The 19,365-nt window shown below is 65.0% G+C and carries 17 protein-coding genes and 1 pseudogene; 13 read left to right on the top strand and 5 right to left on the bottom strand.

What is annotated here, in order from left to right; genetic code table 11:
• The first annotated feature begins 259 nt into the window (after positions 1-259).
• The 4 genes from OEJ37_RS06635 (at position 260) to OEJ37_RS06650 (ending at position 7,562) form a co-directional block, all read left to right on the top strand.
• Positions 260-1,963: a methyl-accepting chemotaxis protein gene (locus OEJ37_RS06635; protein ID WP_263343627.1), complete on the top strand. Its 1,704-nt coding sequence runs from the start codon at positions 260-262 to the stop codon at positions 1,961-1,963.
• Between the two features lie 216 nt (positions 1,964-2,179).
• Positions 2,180-3,493, top strand: a complete 1,314-nt coding sequence (locus tag OEJ37_RS06640; protein ID WP_174416684.1) for an EAL and HDOD domain-containing protein — start codon at positions 2,180-2,182, stop codon at positions 3,491-3,493.
• 373 nt (positions 3,494-3,866) lie between these two features.
• The gene (locus tag OEJ37_RS06645; protein WP_263343629.1) at positions 3,867-6,380 is read left to right on the top strand and encodes an EAL domain-containing protein; all 2,514 of its coding nucleotides are present in this window, start codon (positions 3,867-3,869) and stop codon (positions 6,378-6,380) included.
• Between the two features lie 234 nt (positions 6,381-6,614).
• Positions 6,615-7,562: a GlxA family transcriptional regulator gene (locus tag OEJ37_RS06650; protein ID WP_174416682.1), complete on the top strand. Its 948-nt coding sequence runs from the start codon at positions 6,615-6,617 to the stop codon at positions 7,560-7,562.
• A 55-nt stretch (positions 7,563-7,617) separates the two neighbouring features.
• Here OEJ37_RS06650 and OEJ37_RS06655 read toward each other — a convergent pair whose 3' ends face one another.
• From OEJ37_RS06655 to OEJ37_RS06665, 3 genes are all read right to left on the bottom strand, one after another.
• A complete protein-coding gene (locus OEJ37_RS06655; protein WP_263343631.1) occupies positions 7,618-8,100 on the bottom strand; it encodes a YybH family protein in 483 nt (160 codons plus the stop codon).
• A 125-nt stretch (positions 8,101-8,225) separates the two neighbouring features.
• Positions 8,226-9,080, bottom strand: coding sequence for a DJ-1/PfpI family protein (locus OEJ37_RS06660; protein WP_174416680.1), 855 nt, complete (start codon positions 9,078-9,080; stop codon positions 8,226-8,228).
• A 148-nt stretch (positions 9,081-9,228) separates the two neighbouring features.
• Positions 9,229-9,975: an SDR family oxidoreductase gene (locus OEJ37_RS06665; protein ID WP_263343634.1), complete on the bottom strand. Its 747-nt coding sequence runs from the start codon at positions 9,973-9,975 to the stop codon at positions 9,229-9,231.
• A 139-nt stretch (positions 9,976-10,114) separates the two neighbouring features.
• Here OEJ37_RS06665 and OEJ37_RS06670 point away from each other — a divergent pair.
• Together OEJ37_RS06670 and OEJ37_RS06675 are read left to right on the top strand one after the other, a co-directional pair.
• Positions 10,115-10,249: pseudogene (locus OEJ37_RS06670) on the top strand (metal-sensing transcriptional repressor); the annotation flags it as partial.
• A 67-nt stretch (positions 10,250-10,316) separates the two neighbouring features.
• Positions 10,317-11,525 (top strand): MFS transporter, encoded by a 1,209-nt coding sequence (locus tag OEJ37_RS06675; RefSeq protein WP_263343636.1) that lies wholly within the window; start codon positions 10,317-10,319, stop codon positions 11,523-11,525.
• 26 nt (positions 11,526-11,551) lie between these two features.
• Here the strand turns inward: OEJ37_RS06675 and OEJ37_RS06680 are convergent, their stop codons facing one another.
• Positions 11,552-12,979 (bottom strand): heavy metal sensor histidine kinase, encoded by a 1,428-nt coding sequence (locus tag OEJ37_RS06680; RefSeq protein ID WP_263343639.1) that lies wholly within the window; start codon positions 12,977-12,979, stop codon positions 11,552-11,554.
• Positions 12,976-13,647: a heavy metal response regulator transcription factor gene (locus tag OEJ37_RS06685; RefSeq protein WP_152861704.1), complete on the bottom strand. Its 672-nt coding sequence runs from the start codon at positions 13,645-13,647 to the stop codon at positions 12,976-12,978. Before OEJ37_RS06685 ends, OEJ37_RS06680 begins: the two co-directional genes overlap by 4 nt.
• Positions 13,648-13,914: 267 nt before the next feature.
• On the opposite strand from OEJ37_RS06685, the gene OEJ37_RS06690 reads away from it, so the two are divergent.
• The 7 genes from OEJ37_RS06690 (at position 13,915) to OEJ37_RS06720 (ending at position 19,189) form a co-directional block, all read left to right on the top strand.
• Positions 13,915-14,271 carry a hypothetical protein gene (locus OEJ37_RS06690; RefSeq protein ID WP_174416676.1) on the top strand — a complete coding sequence of 119 codons (357 nt, stop codon included), beginning with the start codon at positions 13,915-13,917 and terminating at the stop codon, positions 14,269-14,271.
• A gap of 88 nt (positions 14,272-14,359) precedes the next feature.
• Entirely contained in the window at positions 14,360-14,656 is a 297-nt protein-coding gene (locus OEJ37_RS06695; RefSeq protein WP_174416675.1) for a hypothetical protein, read from the top strand.
• Positions 14,653-16,137, top strand: coding sequence for a TolC family protein (locus OEJ37_RS06700; protein ID WP_263343642.1), 1,485 nt, complete (start codon positions 14,653-14,655; stop codon positions 16,135-16,137). Before OEJ37_RS06695 ends, OEJ37_RS06700 begins: the two co-directional genes overlap by 4 nt.
• 1 nt (position 16,138) lies before the next feature.
• Complete coding sequence (locus OEJ37_RS06705) at positions 16,139-17,434, top strand: multicopper oxidase family protein (RefSeq protein ID WP_152861696.1); 1,296 nt, start codon at positions 16,139-16,141, stop codon at positions 17,432-17,434.
• Between the two features lie 74 nt (positions 17,435-17,508).
• On the top strand, positions 17,509-17,856 hold the full coding sequence (locus OEJ37_RS06710; RefSeq protein WP_174416950.1) for a copper-binding protein: 348 nt from the start codon (positions 17,509-17,511) through the stop codon (positions 17,854-17,856).
• A 14-nt stretch (positions 17,857-17,870) separates the two neighbouring features.
• On the top strand, positions 17,871-18,251 hold the full coding sequence (copC, locus tag OEJ37_RS06715; protein ID WP_174416673.1) for a copper homeostasis periplasmic binding protein CopC: 381 nt from the start codon (positions 17,871-17,873) through the stop codon (positions 18,249-18,251).
• On the top strand, positions 18,248-19,189 hold the full coding sequence (locus OEJ37_RS06720; RefSeq protein WP_263343644.1) for a copper resistance D family protein: 942 nt from the start codon (positions 18,248-18,250) through the stop codon (positions 19,187-19,189). Before copC ends, OEJ37_RS06720 begins: the two co-directional genes overlap by 4 nt.
• The last annotated feature ends 176 nt before the right edge of the window (positions 19,190-19,365 follow it).

Consider the following 19,365-nt stretch of genomic DNA (forward strand, 5'->3'; position numbering starts at 1 on the left):
GATCGTCTCCTGTCCGCTCCCTCGAGCGAGCTCCAGTTCCGGCGCCCGGCATTTTTCTTCCGCGGCGCCCGCGCCGGCTCATATCACATATCGGCAACGGGAATTTTGCAATTTCCAGAAGGGACTGCTCCAGAATCGACTGCTAATCGCGATCGATCTCGGGCCGTTATCTGCAAGTATTCCGTCGAAGCTGCACTCTGCAGAGTGCGGCTTCGCACCTTCTCCTACCCATTGGTCAATCTGCAAGGTCGGTAAGCACATGAAGCTGTCATTTGCGCAGAAACTCTGGTTGCCACTCATCCTGAGCCTGCTGTGTCTCGCCGGCATATCGGTCTACAACGCTTACCAGACTCGAGAAATGCGGCTGGAGGAGCGCAAGGCGGACCTGAAACATGCAGCGGAGATCGCCGTGAGCGTGGTCAAGACCTTTGGCGATCAGGCTGCCGCCGGCGCCATGCCGGTAGCGGAAGCCCAGAAGCGGGCCTTGGACAGCGTCCGGAACATGCGGTACGGCGAAGACGGTTATTTCGTGATCCTCAATTCGCAGCCGACGGCGCTGATGAACCCTGCAAGACCGGAACTGGAAGGCAAGGACGTCGGCGATTTCAAGGATCCGAACGGCGTCTACTTCTTCAGGGACACGGTCGCCGTCATCAAGCATGCCGGCCGGGGTTTTACTGCATATTCCTTTCCGAAACCGGGGAGAACCGAAGCCTCTCCGAAAATCGTCTACAACCTGACCTATCAGCCGTGGGACTGGATTCTCATGACGGGGCTTTATGTCGACGACCTCGATGCCGCATTCCGCTCGACGCTGTACCAGAGTCTCGGGATTCTGGTGGTACTGGCCGTCGCCCTGTCGGTTGTCGTGTTGCTGCTCAACCGCGGCATCATGCGCTCACTGGGCGGTGAGCCGTCCTATGCCGCCGAGATTGCAAACCGGATCGCCGGCAACGATCTGACCGCCGTGGTGAAGACCGCAGCGGACGACCGCTCGAGCCTGCTTTTTTCGATGAAGCGCATGCAGGAGCAGCTCACGCAGACGATCGGTACGATCAAGGTTTCGGCCGACTCGATCGCTACCGCCACGCACCAGATTGCGGCGGGCAACCAGGACCTGTCGCAGCGCACCGAAGAGCAGGCCGCCTCGCTCGAGGAAACGGCGGCCAGCATGGAGCAATTGACCTCTACCGTCACCCAGAATGCCGACAATGCCAGTCAGGCCAGCCAACTCGCCGCGCAGGCTGCCCAGGTGGCGGAGCAGGGCGGCACCGTAGTGTCACGCGTGGTGGAAACCATGGATGGCATCAACGCCAGCTCGGACAAGATCGCCAACATTGTCGGTATCATCGAGGGCATCGCGTTCCAGACCAATATCCTCGCGCTGAATGCGGCTGTCGAAGCGGCGCGGGCGGGTGAGCAGGGACGGGGTTTCGCGGTGGTCGCCTCGGAAGTACGTTCGCTGGCACAGCGCTCCTCGGCGGCGTCCAAGGAAATCAAGGAGCTGATCCACGATTCCGTGGAGCGCGTGCAGGCAGGTGCCGGCCATGTACGGGAAGCGGGTGCGAAGATGCGCGAGATTACGTACGAGATCAGGCGCGTGACGGACATCATGGGGGAAATCACAGCCGCATCGCAGGAACAGAGCAAGGGTATCGGCCAGGTCAACCAGGCCGTCACGCAGATGGACGAAGTCACGCAGCAGAACGCGGCGCTGGTCGAACAGGCGGCGGCCGCCGCCAGCTCGCTCGAGTTGCAGGCGAACGATCTGAAAGCGTCCGTTTCGATGTTCAGACTGAACGCCTCGCGCGACGCCGAAGTCAGCCGCCCCGTCACGCAAACGCACACGACCGCGGCTCCGACGCGCGCCCGGACCCCGGCAAGGTCAGCTCCGGATCGGCCCACACCGCAGCCCGTTCTGGCAGCGCAAACCGCCGCGGCTGGAGAATGGGACAGCTTTTAGGCGGCCATCCGCGTCACGAGTGACCGACAGGCGGAGCAAACCGCACGGGTCGGCGCCGGCACGGAAGGTTATGATGCGTCTTCGTGAGCGTTGAAGAAGCCGGAGACGACGCCAGCCATCAGCGCAACGAACTCCCCGGATGCGACGGATACCCGCTTGGCATCCGCGAGACCTCAACTCAAAGGGAATCGTTCAAGATTGAATACAAGAGCACCGTTGCCCGGGCCCGCCGACGATCAACCGACGTCGGACAGCAAAGCCGCCACACCGGAATACGTCTACCTCGGGCGGCAGCCGATTCTGGACCGCAGCGGAGTATTGAACGCATTCGAACTGCTGTTCCGCTCCGGGACAGCCAATCTCGCCCGAATCACGGATGACGCTGCTGCCACTGCGCAGGTCATCGAGAGACTCATCGGCGATATTGGCCTCAACGCCGCACTGGGGGATCGCACCGGCTATGTGAACGTCGACCGGACGGTGCTGATGTCCGACATCGTCCGGTTGTTGCCGCGTGAACGCTTCGTACTCGAAATCCTCGAAACCGTGACGTTCGACGAGGCGCTCGTCAGGCGCTGTAACGAACTGCGGCGCGCGGGCTACCGGCTCGCACTGGATGACGTTTCTCGGGTTTCCCCGCGCCTGCTCGAGTTTCTGCCTTACGTCGATATCGTCAAGATCGATTTTCTCGAATGCCCGCACGAACACCTTGCCGAGCTGATCGACGCCGTCAGGCAGCACGGCAAGGTTTCGATCGCCGAGAAAGTCGAAACACCGGAGGACCATGGTGCCGCCATGCGCGCCGGCTTCGAACTGTTTCAGGGCTACTACTTTGCGAAGCCGCAGGTGCTGACATCGCGGCGCATCAAGCCATCGCGCGACGCGCTGCTGCGGCTGCTCGTGCTTCTGGGCGGCGAACCGGAGATTGTCGAACTCGAAGCCGAACTCAAGCGGATTCCGAACCTCGTCATTCAACTCCTGATGCTGCTCAATTCGAGCGCGGTCGGGCTTAGCCAGGCAGTTTCATCACTGCGTGAGGCGATCATGCTGGTCGGCACGCGGCAAATCACGCGCTGGGCACAGTTGCTCCTGTTTGCAGACGAACGTCTGGACGCGTTGCGCACCGATCCGCTGGCGCAGCTGTGTGGCACGCGTGCGCGATTCATGGAACTTGCCGCTGGCCGGCTGTGGCCCGATGACGATCGGTCTGCCGAGACCGCGTTCATTGCGGGCGTGTTCTCGCTGGTTCATGTGCTGTTCGGCAGCACGATCGAGGACGTCGTGACTACGCTGCCGATTCAAGCCGATATCCGGCGGGCACTGCTCGAACGGCATGGCGAGCTGGGTCTGCTATTGAACGCCAGCGAGGCGGCCGAATCGGGGGAGTTCAACGCAATCCGCGCAGCGTGCAATGGATTGCCGAGCTTCACCCCCAACGACCTGACCATGCTCTGGCTTGCCGCCGCTGCCTGGTACGACGATCAGGTGCGTGGGCTACCCGCACACCGCCCGCAGCGAGCCTCGCAATAAGGGGGGGCGATGGCCGCGCCGTCGGCCTCACCCTGCCCGCAGCCGCTCGACTTGCCGCCGCGCAACCCGGATGTCGTCGTGGCACTCAACTCTTGTCCGAATCTGCCGTTAACTCAGGGCGGCTGCCCCTGAGAGGGCGGTGCTCCGGCATGTGGATTCGCCGGACAAGGGGGCGTCGACCGTGGCCTCGGGGCCAAAGTGCCGCGCGCGTCGCCACGACGCCTCAAGCGATGGGTCAATTCCCCGTTTGCGAGTTCGATGAGTACGCAACCATTCGAGGCAAGTGAGATCGTATCTTGCCTGCCGCCGCAGGCGAGCCCGAAGGTTGCCGGATCGACGTGCGCCGGCGAGGATTTTTCGTCTTGGTTAGAGAATGTATCCGAACAGCTACGATGTTCCGATTGCGCGCCTCGTCGCGCGTCAGATTCTGTCCTGCGCGCCCGCCACGCCGGTGCGGGAGGTCGCGCGACGCATGTTCGCCGAACGTTGCAGCTCGATCGTCGTGATGCATGATGAACAGGTCGTCGGGATCTGGACCGAGCATGATGCACTGTCGGCCGGCGACAGTTCGCGCGAACTCGATCGACCGGTCAGCGAGGTGATGAGCCATCCGGTGCTGACGCTCGAGGCCGATACGCCGCTGGGCGAAGCCGCGATGAAGTTCAAGCAGTCGGGCGTGCGGCACTTCGTGGTGGTCCGGGATGGCGCCGCGATCGGCGTGCTGACGCAGACCGACGTCGTCGTGAACCAGGGGCCGGAATTTTTCCTGCACCTGAAGCCGATCGAATCGATCTGCGTCCATCCGCCCGTTGTGGTGCCCGAGCAGGCCGCACTGCACGAAGTCATCGCGCGGATGCGCGCGCAACGGCTCGATGCGATCCTCGTCGGCTACGACGACGGCGAGCACGGCATCCTGACCGAACGGGACATCGTCCGGCTCCTGGCAGACGGCGGGGCCCACGGCGCGGTCGGGGCCTACGCGAGCAAGCCGCTGCAGATGCTGACCGCCAAGCAGAGCCTGTATGCGGCGCAGCGCTTCATGACCGAGCACAATATGCGGCATGTCGGCGTCCAGGACGACGATGGCAGGCTGACCGGGCTGCTCTGTTTCGCGGACGTGCTCCAGAGCATCGAGCACGAATACGCGAACGAGCTGCGCAGCGCCTTGCGCGAGCGCGACGAAGCGCTTGGCCTCGCGCGCTTCAACCTGCGCATGGCGGATCGGGTGTTCGAATCGGCACTCGAAGGCATCATGGTGACCGACCGGCACGCGAAGATCGAGCGCGTCAACCAGGCCTTCACGCGCCTGACCGGGTACACCGAGGACGAAGTGATCGGGCGCAACCCGGGCCTGCTGAGTTCCGGGCGCCAGACGCCCGATTTCTACAAGCAGCTGTGGCATTCGCTGACGACCGATGGCCACTGGCAAGGCGAAATCTGGAATCGCCGCAAGACCGGCGAGCTGTTTCTCGAATACCTGACGATCACCAGCATTCGCGACAGCGAAGGCGAGATCTCTCACTACGCGGCGATCTTTTCCGACATCACGCAGCGGCGCCAGGCGGAGGAGCGGCTGGGCTATCTCGCCACGCACGACGTGCTCACCAATCTCGCGAACCGGATGCTGTTCGAGGAGCGGCTCGCGCACGCGATCGTCCACGCGAAGCGGCTCGGTCGCAAGGTCGCGGTGATGTACCTCGATCTCGACCGCTTCAAGCTGGTCAACGATACGCTCGGCCACAACGCCGGCGACGAGGTGCTGAAGATGGTCGCGGAGCGCATCGTCGCGAAAGTGCGCGCGAACGACACGGTGGCGCGCATGGGCGGTGACGAATTCGCGCTCGTGCTCGAGGAGGTCGACGATGTCCGCGACGTCGGGCGAGTTGCGCGCAAGCTGCTGGACGAAGTGGGACGGGCGATCGATATCGGCGATCGCGAGATCTTCGTGACGCCGAGCATCGGCATCAGCATCTATCCGGACGACGGCACCGAGGCGGAGGACTTGATCCTGCTCGCGGACCAGGCGATGTACGGCGCGAAGAGCCGCGGCAGGAACGTGTTCCAGTTTTTCGAGAGCAAGATGACGTCGTCGGCGATCGAGCAGCTGGAGACGCTCGGCGAGTTGCACCGCGCGCTCGAGCAGAATGAATTCCGCCTGTTCTATCAGCCGCAATACGATCTGGCCAGCGGCCGGATCGTCGGCGTGGAGGCGCTGTTGCGCTGGTTGCATCCACGCAGGGGCCTGGTGCCGCCGGGCGATTTCATCGGGCTGGCGGAGCGGTCCGCGCTGATCGTCCCGATCGGCAGGTGGGTGCTGCACGAAGCCTGCCGGCAGGCGCGCCGCTGGCTCGACGAGGGCTTCGAGTTCGGGCGTGTGTCGGTGAACGTGTCGGCACGGCAGTGCTTTACCGATCACTTCCTCAGCGACCTGACGACCATTCTCAGCGAAACCGCATTGCCGGCCGAATACCTGCAGCTCGAGTTGCTCGAAAGCATGGCGATGAACACCCGCGAGGAAATGGGCATCCTGCTGCGCGAACTCGCGACGCGGGGGATCAGCCTGGCGATCGACGATTTCGGTACGGGCTATTCGTCGCTGGTGTATCTGAAGGATCTGCCCGTCGATACGCTGAAGATCGATCAGTCGTTCCTCGCGGACTGCGGTTCGGGCAGCACGGACGACGCGATCGTGCGCGCGATCGTTGCGATGGGGCGCGCACTGGGGCTCGATGTCGTGATGGAGGGCGTCGAGACGGCAAAGCAGCTGGCCTTCCTGCAGGAGATCGGTTGCCACCAGGGGCAGGGCTTCCTGTTCGCGCGGCCGCAGCCCGCCGACCAGCTGGTCGGCATCTCGTCGCGTCGCGGCGCTGAATTGCTGGCGGAGTGAGCCGGTCGCGGGCGCGCCGCGGCGCGTTCACGCGCCGGCGGGTTGACTGACGCATGCGGCGCGGACCGGCTGCCGCGCGGCACGTAACCGGTCGAAGTCGTTACCGTTCCAATGACACTTCAGCTGGTGGATGAGGGGCAAATGACGATTTGCCGTCATTTTCGCCTGCATGACACGATTTGAGGGATATCCGTAAAATACGCCTTCTCAGGGTATTCGGCTAACGACTCCGTCATGCATCGAATCGGGTTTTTTGTTTGCAGTGGCCACGACGCGCTCGATCTTGGCGGGCCGCTGTCGGCTTTCAATCAGGTGGCCGGAGCCGCTGGCCATACTCCGTACGATCTTCATGTCATCTCGCAGTCTGGAGGCCCGGTACGTGGCAATACCGGCCTTTCGATCGAGACAACGCCGGTCGGAAGGCGCATGTTTGACACCGTCGTTTTCGTGGGCGGTGATATCGGCCCGATGCAGACACCGGGGAACATCGCCGCTGCCAGGAAATTGTGCGCCAGGGCGTCGCGGGTGGCGAGCGTGTGTACCGGAGCGTTTCTGCTTGCGGAAACCGGCTTGCTGGACGGCTTGAGAGCAACCACGCACTGGCGATACGCTGCGCTGTTGCAATCCCGCTTCCCTCGCGCCCGGGTCGAGGGCGATAGCATCTATATCGTAGACGGCCGCATCTGGACGTCGGCGGGCATTGCCTCCGGAATTGACCTGGCGCTCGGCTTGATTGAAAGAGATATGGGTGCGGAAGTCGCGCGCGCTGTTTCCAGGCTTCTGGTTGTTCCGTACCGTCGACCGGGCGGGCAGTCCCAATTCTCCGCCATGTCGCAAATGGAGCCTGAATCGGATCGTATCCGCATCGCGCTGAACTTCGCGAGAGAACATCTGGCCGAAGCGCTACCGGTGGAACGACTCGCCGATGCGGCAAGATTGAGCCCGAGGCAGTTCGGACGAGCGTTTCGTCGGGAAACCGGGGAAACGCCTGCCAAGGCGGTGGAGCGTTTGCGCGTCGAAGCTGCGAGGCTGCGCCTGCAGGACGGTAGTGAACCCATCGAACAAATTGCTCTGGCCGTGGGATTCACTGATCCGGAACGCATGCGGAGGGCCTTTATCAAACTGTATGGCCACCCTCCGCAAGCGATCCGGCGCGAGAGCAGATTGAACAGTGCGCGCTGATCGAGCGCCGGGCTATTGGCGCTCGCGGTACGTGACTACCTGGATCGCGGGGCGCTCAATGGCCATCGGATTTCCGGGCAGCGTAATCATTCCAGATGTCGCGATGCAATTTCCACGCGCCGCCCTCCTTCAGAAAGAGGAGGATCTGCTTGCCGCGGTATTTCAGGTTTCCAACAGGGTCACGGATTTCCGCATCCGAAACCTCCGTCACGGCCCGGTCGTTACCGTAGAACTCGTAATTGCTGAACGATACGGTGTCGGGTTTTGCCCCGGCATACCCGTTCGCGAAGTGCGCGGCAATCGCGCTGCCCCCCGTCACCCTGTCGCCGCCGGGCGGCAGGAGTGCGCCGTCTTTCGTATATAGACGGCCTATCGCGTCGTAGTCCCCTCGCGCAAAGGCATCCGCCCATCGCGCGTTCTCGGCTTTGATGGCCGCTTCGGTTTGAGGTTGCGGGCCGCCGGCAATGGCTGGCGCCGCAAACGCGAAAAAGGAAAAGCAGGCTGCAAGGGCTGCAGTAAAACGACGAATCTGTTGCATTTGAGGATTTCCGATCAGGGTTTGAATCGAAGGGGCTGCGCCAGCTTGGGCAGGTGAGGCAAGCGATGTCGGCCGCGGCTTCATCGAAACGCGTGCAAGTCCCACCGACATTGGCTGCGGGCATCTCAGCGAACGCCCGGGATTCGTGCGAGCCCCCTGGATGCACCAGGCAGTTCCTTGTCGACCATCGCGATGAGTTCCGGCCGTGCGTCTCTGGGATGACCGGAATGGAACGGCGGAGCGGGATCGTATTCGATCACGAGTTGCGTGAATTCGGCGGCCTGCCGACCGCGCAGCTTCTCTGCGACGCGAAGGGCGAAATCGATGCCCGCCGTCACGCCGCCGCCGCTCATGAAGCGGCCGTTGTCGTCTTCCACGAACCGATCCGGCACGGGGATCGCGCCATATTCGGACAGCTTGTTGACGAAGGCCCAATGGCAGGCGCTTCGCTTGCCCTTGAGAACGCCCGTCGCAGCGAGCACCAGCGATCCGTTGCAAACTGACGTTACATGTTTGGCGCTTTCCGCCAAACGCCGGATCTGCGCTTGATACTCGGGCCGCATCGGCGCCGTCAAATCGGACCCGCCGGGCACCAGAATCAGGTCTGTCTTTTCGATATCGGCCAGTCGTTCAGTCTTGCCATACACGACCCCGAATTCGAGAGTCACGTTGCCCCCATCGAGGCTCGCATAGCGAACGTTCGTATTCGGTAACCGGTGGAAAATTTCGCTGGGGCCGGCGAAGTCGAGAAGCGTCCCGCCGTCGTAATTGACAATCAAGATGTTGAGCGGGACATCCGGAGCAAGTTCCCCCTTGCTGGCTGCCTGCGCAAGCGCAGGCGTGGTGTGGCCAAGCAGGGCTCCGCCACCCAGCACGGCGCCCAGCGTGGCGATGCTGCCGAACTTGAGAATATCGCGGCGCGAGCGACCTGCTCCGGTGAGTGCCTTTCCGTTGGCATTGTTATCGTTGCTATCGGTCAAGATCATTTCTCCTTGCGCTTCGGCCCCTCCGTGCGCAACGGGGGGGGCCGGATTGAAAACCACCACGACAAGCATGCGGGTGGACGTGTGATCAAGGTGTGGATGAGCCGGAAGAACGTGCGGGGCTCTTGAATCGGAACGCGCGGGCTTAAAGCTGCGAGGCACCGCCATCGACAATCAGCTCGCTGCCGACAACGTAGGAGGATTCGTCGCTGGCGAGGTAGAGCGCCGCGTAGGCAATGTCCTCCGCCTTTCCCAGATGGCCTACCGGGATGGTCTTCGCGAACTCGCTTTTGAAGTTGCGGACATCCTCGTCCGACATCCCCCACTTGCTGAGCAGGGGCGTGTCCGTGCCGCCAGGCGCGATCGCGTTGAACCGAATCTTGCGATCGAGAAACTCGTAGGACCAACTACGGGCAAGCGATCGCACGGCGGCCTTCGCCGCCGCAGTCAACGAGATGCCATGCTTGCCGGTCTGGGCGACGAACGATGTGTTGAGAATGACCGAGGAGCCCTCTCGCAAGTCCGGCAGCACCGCTTGAAGCGTGAACACCACGCCCTTGACGTTGATGTCCATGATCTCGTTGTAGAGGTGGTCGTCGATGTCGTTGACCGCGGACGGGAAAGCCCAACCAGCGTTGGCGAACACGACATCCAGTCCGCCGAACTGCTCTTTTACCTCTGCGGCAATCGCTCGCATGTCCTCGATCGAACGTACATCGCCCTTGAGAACCAACGCATTCTCGCCAAGCTCGGCCTTCACGCGCTCGAACACTGCATCGTCGCGACCGGTAACCGCAACTCGGGCGCCTTCTGCAATGAAAAGCCTGGCGGTCGCGAGACCGATGCCGCTGGTACCGCCCGTAATCAAAGCTGACTTGTTCTTGAGCCTCATCTTCCGTTCCTTTCTTTGCTCGAGATTGATCAAACCGGAGGCACAAGCCGCAATCGCGTTTGTGCTCGTGTTCCGGCTTGATTCCTGAGCAAATTATGGAATCTGAATTGGATGGCTCAAAGGTCGTATAACCCTCAAAATGCGTCATTCGATTGCCCTATGCAGGGAGCCGTCGACGAGTCATGCCGTTCATGAAAACCAGAAGCTGCTGAACCGCGTACGCCGTGTCAACGGGCAGGTCGACGCGATCGAGCGTGCGCTCGACGATGCGCGCGACAACCCGTGCGTTGCAGTAGTATCGGTGGCGTCCCGTATCAGGATTCCCGAATCGAGAGCGACCCATGCAGACCGAAGCGTCGACCCGCATTCTTCGTCAGATTCCGCGCAGCGTCTGGGTGTTGGGCTGCGTCAGCCTGTTGATGGACGTGTCGTCGGAAATCATCCACAGCCTGTTGCCGATGTTCCTGATGGCGGGGCTCGGCGCGAGCGCGACCACGATCGGCGTCATCGAGGGGATCGCCGAGGCGACGGCGCCGGTCGTCAAGGTGTTCTCCGGCACGTTGAGCGACTATCTGCGCAATCGCAAGTGGCTGGCGGTCGCCGGATACGGGCTCGGCGCGCTCAGCAAGCCGCTGTTCGCCATCGCGCCGACGATCGGCGTCGTGGTGACGGCGCGGATCGTCGACCGGATCGGCAAGGGGATCCGCGGCGCGCCGCGCGATGCGCTCGTGGCCGACGTCACGCCGGTCCACCTGCGCGGCGCCGCGTACGGGTTGCGGCAGTCGCTCGACACGGTGGGTGCGTTTCTCGGGCCGCTGCTGGCCGTCGCCATCATGCTGATGTGGCGCGACGACTTCCGCCTCGCGTTCTGGCTGGCCGTGATCCCGGGCATGCTGGCCGTGGCGCTGCTCGCGTTCGGTATCGAAGAGCCGGCGCGCGCGTCGGACGACAAGCGCATCAACCCGATCCGCCGCGACGTCGTGAAGCAACTCGGCGCGCGCTACTGGTGGGTCGTCGCGGTTGGCGCCGTGTTCGCGCTGGCCCGCTTCAGCGAGGCTTTCCTGGTGCTGCGCGCGATGGGCGGCGGCGTACCCGTCGCGCTCGTTCCGCTCGTGATGGTGGCGATGAACATCGTGTACGCGCTGTCGGCCTACCCGTTCGGCAAGCTCGCCGACACGACGAGCCACACGAAGCTGATGGTGGCCGGGCTCGTGATGCTGATCGCAGCCGACCTCGTGCTCGCGCACGGCACGCACTGGGGAACCGTACTCGTCGGCGTGGCGTTGTGGGGGCTCCATATGGGGATGACGCAAGGATTGCTCGCCACGATGGTCGCGCATGCCGCGCCGTCCGAGTTGAGAGGCACGGCGTTCGGCGTTTTCAATCTGCTCAGCGGCGTCGCGACGCTCGTATCGAGTGTCGTCGCCGGCATCCTGTGGGACAGGGTAGGCGCCGCGGCCACGTTCTACGCGGGGGCGGTGTTCAGCGCGGCGACCATCGTGCTGCTCGTCCGCTTGCGCGGATCGTTCGGCACCGAGCAGGCCCGGTGATCGCGAGCCGGCAGCGAACGGTCCAACTAACTATCGGTGCCGCTCGGAAAGTAAAGCGCGAACGTCGTGCGTCCGTCGCGGCTCACGACCTCGACCTTGCCGCGATGCAGCTCCATGATCGACTTGACGATCGCGAGCCCGAGCCCCGCGTTCCGCGCCGCACCGTGCCGCGACGAATCGATGCGGTAGAAGCGCTCGAAGATCCGGTCGACCTGTTCGGGCGGAATCGCCGCGCCGCGATTCGTGACCTCGACGACCGCGTAACCGGCCTGCGCGGATACGGCCAGCTCGATCGTCGACGCGGCTTGTGCGTGTTCGAGCGCGTTCGATGCGAGATTGCTGACCGCGCGCCGGAACAACATTGCGTCCGCAACGACCGGTGCCTCGCCGTGCACGTCGATGCGCACGCCTGCCTCGTCGGCCAGTGCCTGGAAATACGACGCGAGCCGGCGCAGCTCGCTGCCCGCGTCGAGCTCGGCGGTTTTCAGATGCTGCCGCGCATTGTCGGTGCGCGCGAGAAACAGCATGTTCTCGATCATCCGCTGCAGCCGTTCGCATTCCTCGATGTTCGAATCGATCAGCGCTTCGTATTCTTCGGTCGTGCGTGCGCGCGACAGCGTGATCTGCGACGAGCTGATCACGTTGGCGAGCGGCGTGCGCATGTCGTGCGCGAGATCGGACGAGAACTGCGACAGCCGCACGAACGCGCGTTCGAGGCGGTCGAGCATCCGGTTGACCGATGTCGCTAGCTCGCGCAGTTCGACGGGGCCGCCGCGGGCGTCGAGGCGCGCGTTCAGGTTGTGCGCCTCGATGCGCGACGTCTGCCGGCCGAGGCTCTCGACCGGGCGCAGGCCGCGCGATGCGACCGCATGACCGAGCGCGCCGACCAGCAGCGCGCCGACGGCCGCCGCGAGCCAGATGTCGACGCGATAGCTTTCGAGCAGCGACTGGCGATCGGTCGCCGTGCGTGCGAGCGCGACCTGGATCGCCTCGCCTGACGGCAGCGTGGCGCGTGCATACACGCAGCGCGATGTGCCGATCCCGGGCGGCGAGCAGGTGAACGGGCCGCCGGGTCCGCTGGCTTTGCCGGTTCCGCCGGCCGGATGCGGCGCCGCGATCACCGTGGCGAGCGTGTTGCCGGTTTCGTCGGTGTGCTCGACGAGCGGACGGTTCTGCCCGTCGTAGATGCCGAGATAGACGCCCGGATGCGACAGCAGCACCTCGTGGAACACGGCCGGATCGGCGCGCAGCGCGGCCGTCGATCCGCTCGCGTGCGCGAGCTGCAGGAACTGGTTGAGCTTGCCGGAGATCTCGATGTCGTCGCGCCGCGTCAGTTCGGTGGACAACGAACGATAGAGGTACGCGCCGGTCAGCGCGAACACGAGCGCGGCGACGACGGCGAACGCGAGCGTCAGGCGCCGCAGCAGCGAATACGAAGCCGGGTCGGCGGTCACGAACGATCCTCGAGCACGTAACCCATGCCGCGGATCGTGTGGATCAGCTTCTTGTCGTACGCGTTGTCGATCTTCGCGCGCAGCCGCTTGATCGCCGCATCGACGACGTTCGTGTCGCTGTCGAAATTCATGTCCCAGATCTGCGACGTGATGAACGTGCGCGTCAGCACCTCGCCCTCGCGTTCCGCGAGCAGTTGCAGCAGCGCGAATTCCTGCGCGGTCAGGTCGATGCGGTTGTCGGCGCGCCGCACGCGGCGCTTGATCAGGTCGATTTCGAGATCGGCCACATGCAGGATGTCGCGCACGTTGCGCGGCGCGCGCCGCAGCAGCGAGCGGATGCGTGCCAGGAACTCGGCATACGCGAACGGCTTGAGCAGGTAGTCGTCGGCGCCCAGTTCGAGGCCGGCGACCTTGTCCTCGATCGCCTCGCGGGCCGTGAGCAGCAGCACGGGCGTCTGCTTCTGCGCGCGCAGCCGCCGAAGCACCTCGAAGCCGTCCATCTCCGGCAGCATCACGTCGAGCACGACGAGATCGAAATCCTCGTGCAGCGCGAGGAACAGCCCGTCCTTGCCGTTCTCCGCGATGTCGACCGTGTAGCTCGCCTCCATCAGCCCCTTCCGGAGGTACGACGCCATCTTGGGTTCGTCTTCGACTATCAGTATCCGCATGGTGAGGCAGGCTGTCCGTGGTTCCAGCCGGTCAGTGTAACGCCTGAGCTTACGGCGCCGCGCGTGCGCGAAAGATGACCGCCGGATGACGGAAATTTCATGAAGCGCTTACTCGCCGCTTCGCCCGCGTTTCATGAAAATCCCGTCATGTTTCGACCATGTCGTCGTCACCGCCGCGGCGATAAGCTGCAGCCGTGTTGTCCCCGGAGCGCGCCGTCGCGGCGCTGCGCCGGCCGATCCGATCGTTGCCTGCCTGATTCCGTTTCCATGTCGTACTGGCGCAAATTCATCCTCGTCGTGCTGCTGGCGCTGAGCCTGCCGATCCAGTCGTTCGCGACCGTTTCGATGCAGTGCGCGGGCGCTGCGGTGCCGCATGCGGAAGAGGCGCCGCACACGATGTCGACCGCGCAGGGCGCGCGGGGGAACCACGGGGATCACGAAAGCCACGCGGCGTCGTGTGCCGCCTGTGTGTCCTGCTGCATCGGCACGGGCATGTCGGGTGTGCCGGCGGTGCCGGCTGCGGCGGACGCCAGGATCGCGATCGCGTCGTATCCGCCCTCGGCCGTCGTCGTGTCGTTCCTGACCGGCGGCATCGAGCGGCCGCCTCGCCGGATTCCCGTCTAGTCCCTGCCCGCGGCCGACCGGCCGCGACCCGCAATCCACGCTGGCGGCCGTACGCGGTCCGCCGGACGACTCACGACGAGACTTGTTCATGCGATTGATCACTGCGGCGCTGTTGAGCGCGGCGGCCATCGTGCCGTCGCTCGCGCCTGCGCAAACCCCGTTTCCCGATCCGGCGGACGCCGCCGCGACGGTGCCGGACGTCACCGTGACGTCCGCGTTCGACGGCTACCGGCCGTATCGGGACGACGAAGGCCCGGGCTGGAAACAACTGAACCGGGACGTACTGGAACGGCCCGCGAAGGGGCGCACGACCGCCGACGCGAAGCCCGGCAACCCGGCTGGCAGCGGCGGCGCCCATGCGATGCACGGAGGGGCCGCGCAATGAAGAACCTGGCGATATCGCCGCGGATCGGCGCGGCCGCAATCGTGCTGGCATTCCTCGCGGGCTGCACGACGTTTTCGAAGGACGGCGGCTTCGGCACCGTTTCGTCCACCGCGTCGGAACGGATCGGGAAGGACGCCGTCGTCGTCCGCACCGATGCCGACCGCGAAGCCGTCGACAAGCGGACCACGGAGTTGCTTGCGAAACCGTTGTCGATGGACGACGCGGTGCAGGTCGCACTGCTGAACAATCGCGGCCTGCAGGCGTCGTACGCGGAGCTCGGGCTGTCGGAGGCCGACCTCGTGCAGGCCGGCCGGCTGCCGAACCCGCGCTTCTCGTTCAGCCGCACGCGCGCCGGCGACGGCGAGCTGACGCTCGGCCGCACGTTCTCGGCGAACGTGTTCGCGCTGCTGACGATGCCGCTCGCGACGAACATCGAACGCCGCCGTTTCGAGCAGACCAAGCTCGAAACGGCCGATGCGATGCTGAAGGTCGCGGCCGACGCGCGCCGTGCGTATGTCGAGGCCGTCGCGGCCGAGCAGGCCGCGAACTACGCGCGGCAGGTGCGCGACTCGGCGAGCGCGGCCGCCGAACTCGCACAGCGCATGCGGCAGGCCGGCAACTTCAGCCGGCTCGATTACGCGCGCGAACAGGCGTTCCATGCCGACGCGGTCGCGCAGCACGCTAAGGCGCGCCAGCAGGCCGTGGCCGCGCGCGAGAAGCTCACGCGCGCGATGGGCCTGTGGGGCGAGCGCACGCAGTATGCGCTGCCCGACCGTTTGCCCGACCTGCCGAAAGCGCGCCCGGACCTGCCCGATCTCGAACGCTTCGCGATGAGCAACCGCCTCGACATCCAGGCCGCGAAGCTGCAGACGCAGGGCGTCGCGTCGTCGCTCGGCCTCAGCAAGGCCACGCGCTTCGTCAACGCGGTCGATCTCGGCTACGTGAACAACTACGAGACCGGCAAGGGCCACGAGCACGGCTACGAGATCAGCGTCGAGATTCCGCTGTTCGACTGGGGCGGCGCGAAGGTCGCGCGGGCCGAGGCCGTCTACATGCAGTCGGCGAACCGGCTCGCGAAGACGGCCATCGATGCGCGCTCCGAAGTGCGCGAGTCGTATGCGTCGTACGTGACGAGCTACGACGTCGCGAAACACTATCGCGACGAAGTCGTGCCGCTGCGCAAGACGATCTCGGACGAGCTGCTGCTGCGCTACAACGGGATGCTCGCGAGCGTGTTCGAGTTGCTGACCGATGCGCGCGAACAGGTCGGCGCGGTGAACGGCTACATCGATTCGCTGAAGGACTACTGGCTCGCCGAGACCGATCTGCAGATGGCCGTCGGCGGCCGGCTGCCGACCTCGGGCCCCGCGCCGCGCGCGGCGGCTGCCGCCGAATCCGAACCCAAAACCGACGCTGCACCGCAGCCGGCTTCCTCACCCGCGGCGCAACCGGCGCCCGCAACGCATCCTGAAGGTCATTGACATGGTGTCCCGTCGACAATTTCTCAGCGGCTCGGGTGCCGCGCTGCTGGGCGCCGCGATGGTCAGCAAGGCCGGCGCCGCGTCGCTGCCCGAAGCGCCCACGATGGCGAAAACCGCCACGCAGCCGCCGCTCGTGCCGCCCAACGGCCGGCCGTACACGCCGGTCGCGACGCTGAACGGCTGGACGCTGCCGTGGCGGATGAAGAACGGCTGGAAGGAATTCCACCTGACGGCCGAGCCCGTCGTGCGCGAGATGGCGCCCGGCATGAACGCGAACCTGTGGGGCTACAACGGCCAGTCACCGGGGCCGACGATCGAGGCCGTCGAAGGCGACAAGGTCCGCATCTTCGTGACCAACCGGTTGCCCGAGCACACGACGATCCACTGGCACGGGCTGCGGCTGCCCAACGGGATGGACGGCGTCGGCGGCCTCACGCAGCCGCATATCCCGCCCGGCAAGACCTTCGTCTACGAGTTCCAGCTCGAATCGCACGGCACGTTCATGTATCACCCGCATGCCGACGAGATGGTGCAGATGGCGATGGGGATGATGGGCATGTTCATCGTGCACCCGAAGGATCGCGGCACGATGCCGGTCGATCGCGACTTCGTGTTCCTGCTCGCCGCGTACGACATCGATCCGGGCAGCTACACGCCGCGCGTGAACGAGATGACGGACTTCAACATGTGGACCTTCAACTCGCGCGTGTTCCCGGGCGTCGACCCGCTGCCGGTGCGCGCGGGCGACCGCGTGCGGATTCGTTTCGGCAACCTGACGATGACGAACCATCCGATCCATCTGCATGGCTACAGCTTCGAAGTCGCGGGCACCGACGGCGGCTGGATTCCGCCGGCGGCGCGCTGGCCGGAAGTGACGACCGATGTCGCGGTGGGCCAGATGCGCGCGATCGAGTTCACCGCCGATCGCCCGGGCGACTGGGCGTTCCATTGCCACAAATCGCATCACACGATGAATGCGATGGGCCACCAGGTGCCGAACCTGATCGGCGTGCCGCAGAAGGATCTCGCGAAAAAGATCGGCAAGCTCGTGCCGGACTACATGGCGATGGGCAGCACGGGCGGCGCGATGGGCAACATGGAGATGCCGCTGCCCGACAACACGCTGCCGATGATGACGGGCACGGGCCCGTTCGGGCCGCTGGAGATGGGCGGCATGTTCACGGTGCTCAAGGTGCGGCAGGGGCTCGGCCGCAACGACTATCGCGACCCGGGCTGGTTCCGGCATCCGAAGGGCACCGTCGCATACGAATACACCGGCGAATTGCCGGACGGCTGAGCAGCAGTAGCAGCACGCGGCGGCCGTGCCGATGCGGCCGCCGGTTTCGATTCACTCACTCGGGAGCAAGCATGATGAAGAAGGGACTGGTGTCGATTGCAATGGGTTGCGCGCTGGCGTTTTCCGCAGCGTCGTACGCGGCCGGCGACATGGCCGGCATGGACATGAGCGGCGGCGCGATGCAGGGCGCCGACGCGAAGCACGGAATGTCGCACGGCGAGATCCGCAAGGTCGACGCGGCCGCGGGCAGGCTGACGATCAAGCACGGCCCGCTGGACAACCTCGGGATGGACGCGATGACGATGGTGTTCAAGGTGAAGGACCCTGCAATGCTGTCGCAGGTGAAGGTGGGCGACAAGATCGACTTCGTCGCCGAGGACGTGGGCGGCGCGCTGACCGTCGTCGAGCTGAAGAAGCCGTGACGCCGGGCATGAACATGAAGATCACGACTCTCACGCGGCTGGCCGCCTTCGCCGCGGCCGGCGCGATTCTCGCGGCCGCGCCGGTCGCGGCATCGGCGCACGGCAAGCTGGAAAGCGCCGCGCCCGCGACAGGCAGCACCGTCGACACGGCGCCCGACACGTTGCGGCTTACGTTCAACGAAGACCTCGAACCGACGTTCAGTTCGGTGAAGGTGTCGGACGCGAACGGCAACGCCGTCACGCAGGAAAAGGCGAAGGTCGATGCGTCGAACCCGCGCGTGATGACCATCTCGATGCCGAAGCTCGCGCCGGGCGCGTACACGGTGCAGTGGGCGGCGATGACGGCCGACGCGCATCGCACCAAGGGCACCTATACGTTCAAGGTGAAAGGGTGAACGAGGGTTTCGTCGGCCTGCTGCGGCTCGTATCGGTGGCGATCCAGAACGCCGGGTTCGCGGTGATCGTCGGCGCGCTGCTCGGCAGCCACTGGCTCGCGCGCGGCGCGTCGACGTGGCAGCACGGCATCGGGCGGCGTCTCGTCGCGACGCTGCGCATCGCATCGGTCGTGTCGCTGCTCGCGAGCATCACCGCGTTCTGGGCGCACTGCGCGCTGATGAGCGAAGTGTCGATGCTCGACGCCGGGCCGTCCGTCCGCGCGATGCTCGTAGGCACCGGCTTCGGGCATGCGTGGCTGGCCGGCGCCGTGTTCATGGTTGTCGTCGTGCTGCTGTCATTCGTCAGGCATGCGAACGACACGCGCTTTCCGTTCGCGATGTGGGCCGCGCTCGCATGCGTCGCGCTCGCGCGCAGCAACGGCGGGCATCCGGTCGACGCGGGGCTGTTCAGCGTGCCGGTGTGGGTCGACTGGCTGCATCTGCTCGCGATCAGCGCGTGGGTCGGGCTCGTGCTCGTGACGGCGTTCGGCGTGATGCCGCGGCTCACCAGCATGCCCGCTAGCGAACGCGCGACCGGCGCGTCGTTCGTGCAGTCGCTTTCCGATGCGTCGACCTATGCGCTGATCGTGCTGTTTGCGACCGGCGCGTACAACGGGTGGCGCGGTGTCGATACGCCCGCCAACCTGCTCGCGTCGACGTACGGGCAGATCCTGCTGCTGAAGTTCGCGCTCGTGCTGGCCGCGGCGGCGCTCGGCGGACACAACCGCTTCTTCGGGATGCCGAAGCTGCTGGCCGCGCTGAAGGACCAGGCCGCCACGATGCCGGCCGGCCCGTTGCGACGGTTCGGCGCGGTGTTGCGGATCGAGGCGGTCGTGCTGGCCGGCGTGCTGATGGTGGCGGCCGTGCTCGTGTCGAGCGCGTTGCCGGGGACGGTCTAACGCGGTGATGCGTTGCCGAAGGTCACGCAGGGGAATCGTCTTGAGCACGGCTGATTATTGTCAGACGATTCCCCGGCGTTTTCAGGCACAACCAGCGCGGCCGGTTGCGATCGCGGCGTGATATCGATAATTACATCGGCCTGTCTGTCGATTACCAAAAACTGTCATTGAGCGCC

The sequence above is a fragment of the Burkholderia sp. BKH01 genome (assembly GCF_025685725.1).
GTDB classification, from domain to species: Bacteria; Pseudomonadota; Gammaproteobacteria; order Burkholderiales; family Burkholderiaceae; genus Burkholderia; species Burkholderia pyrrocinia_C.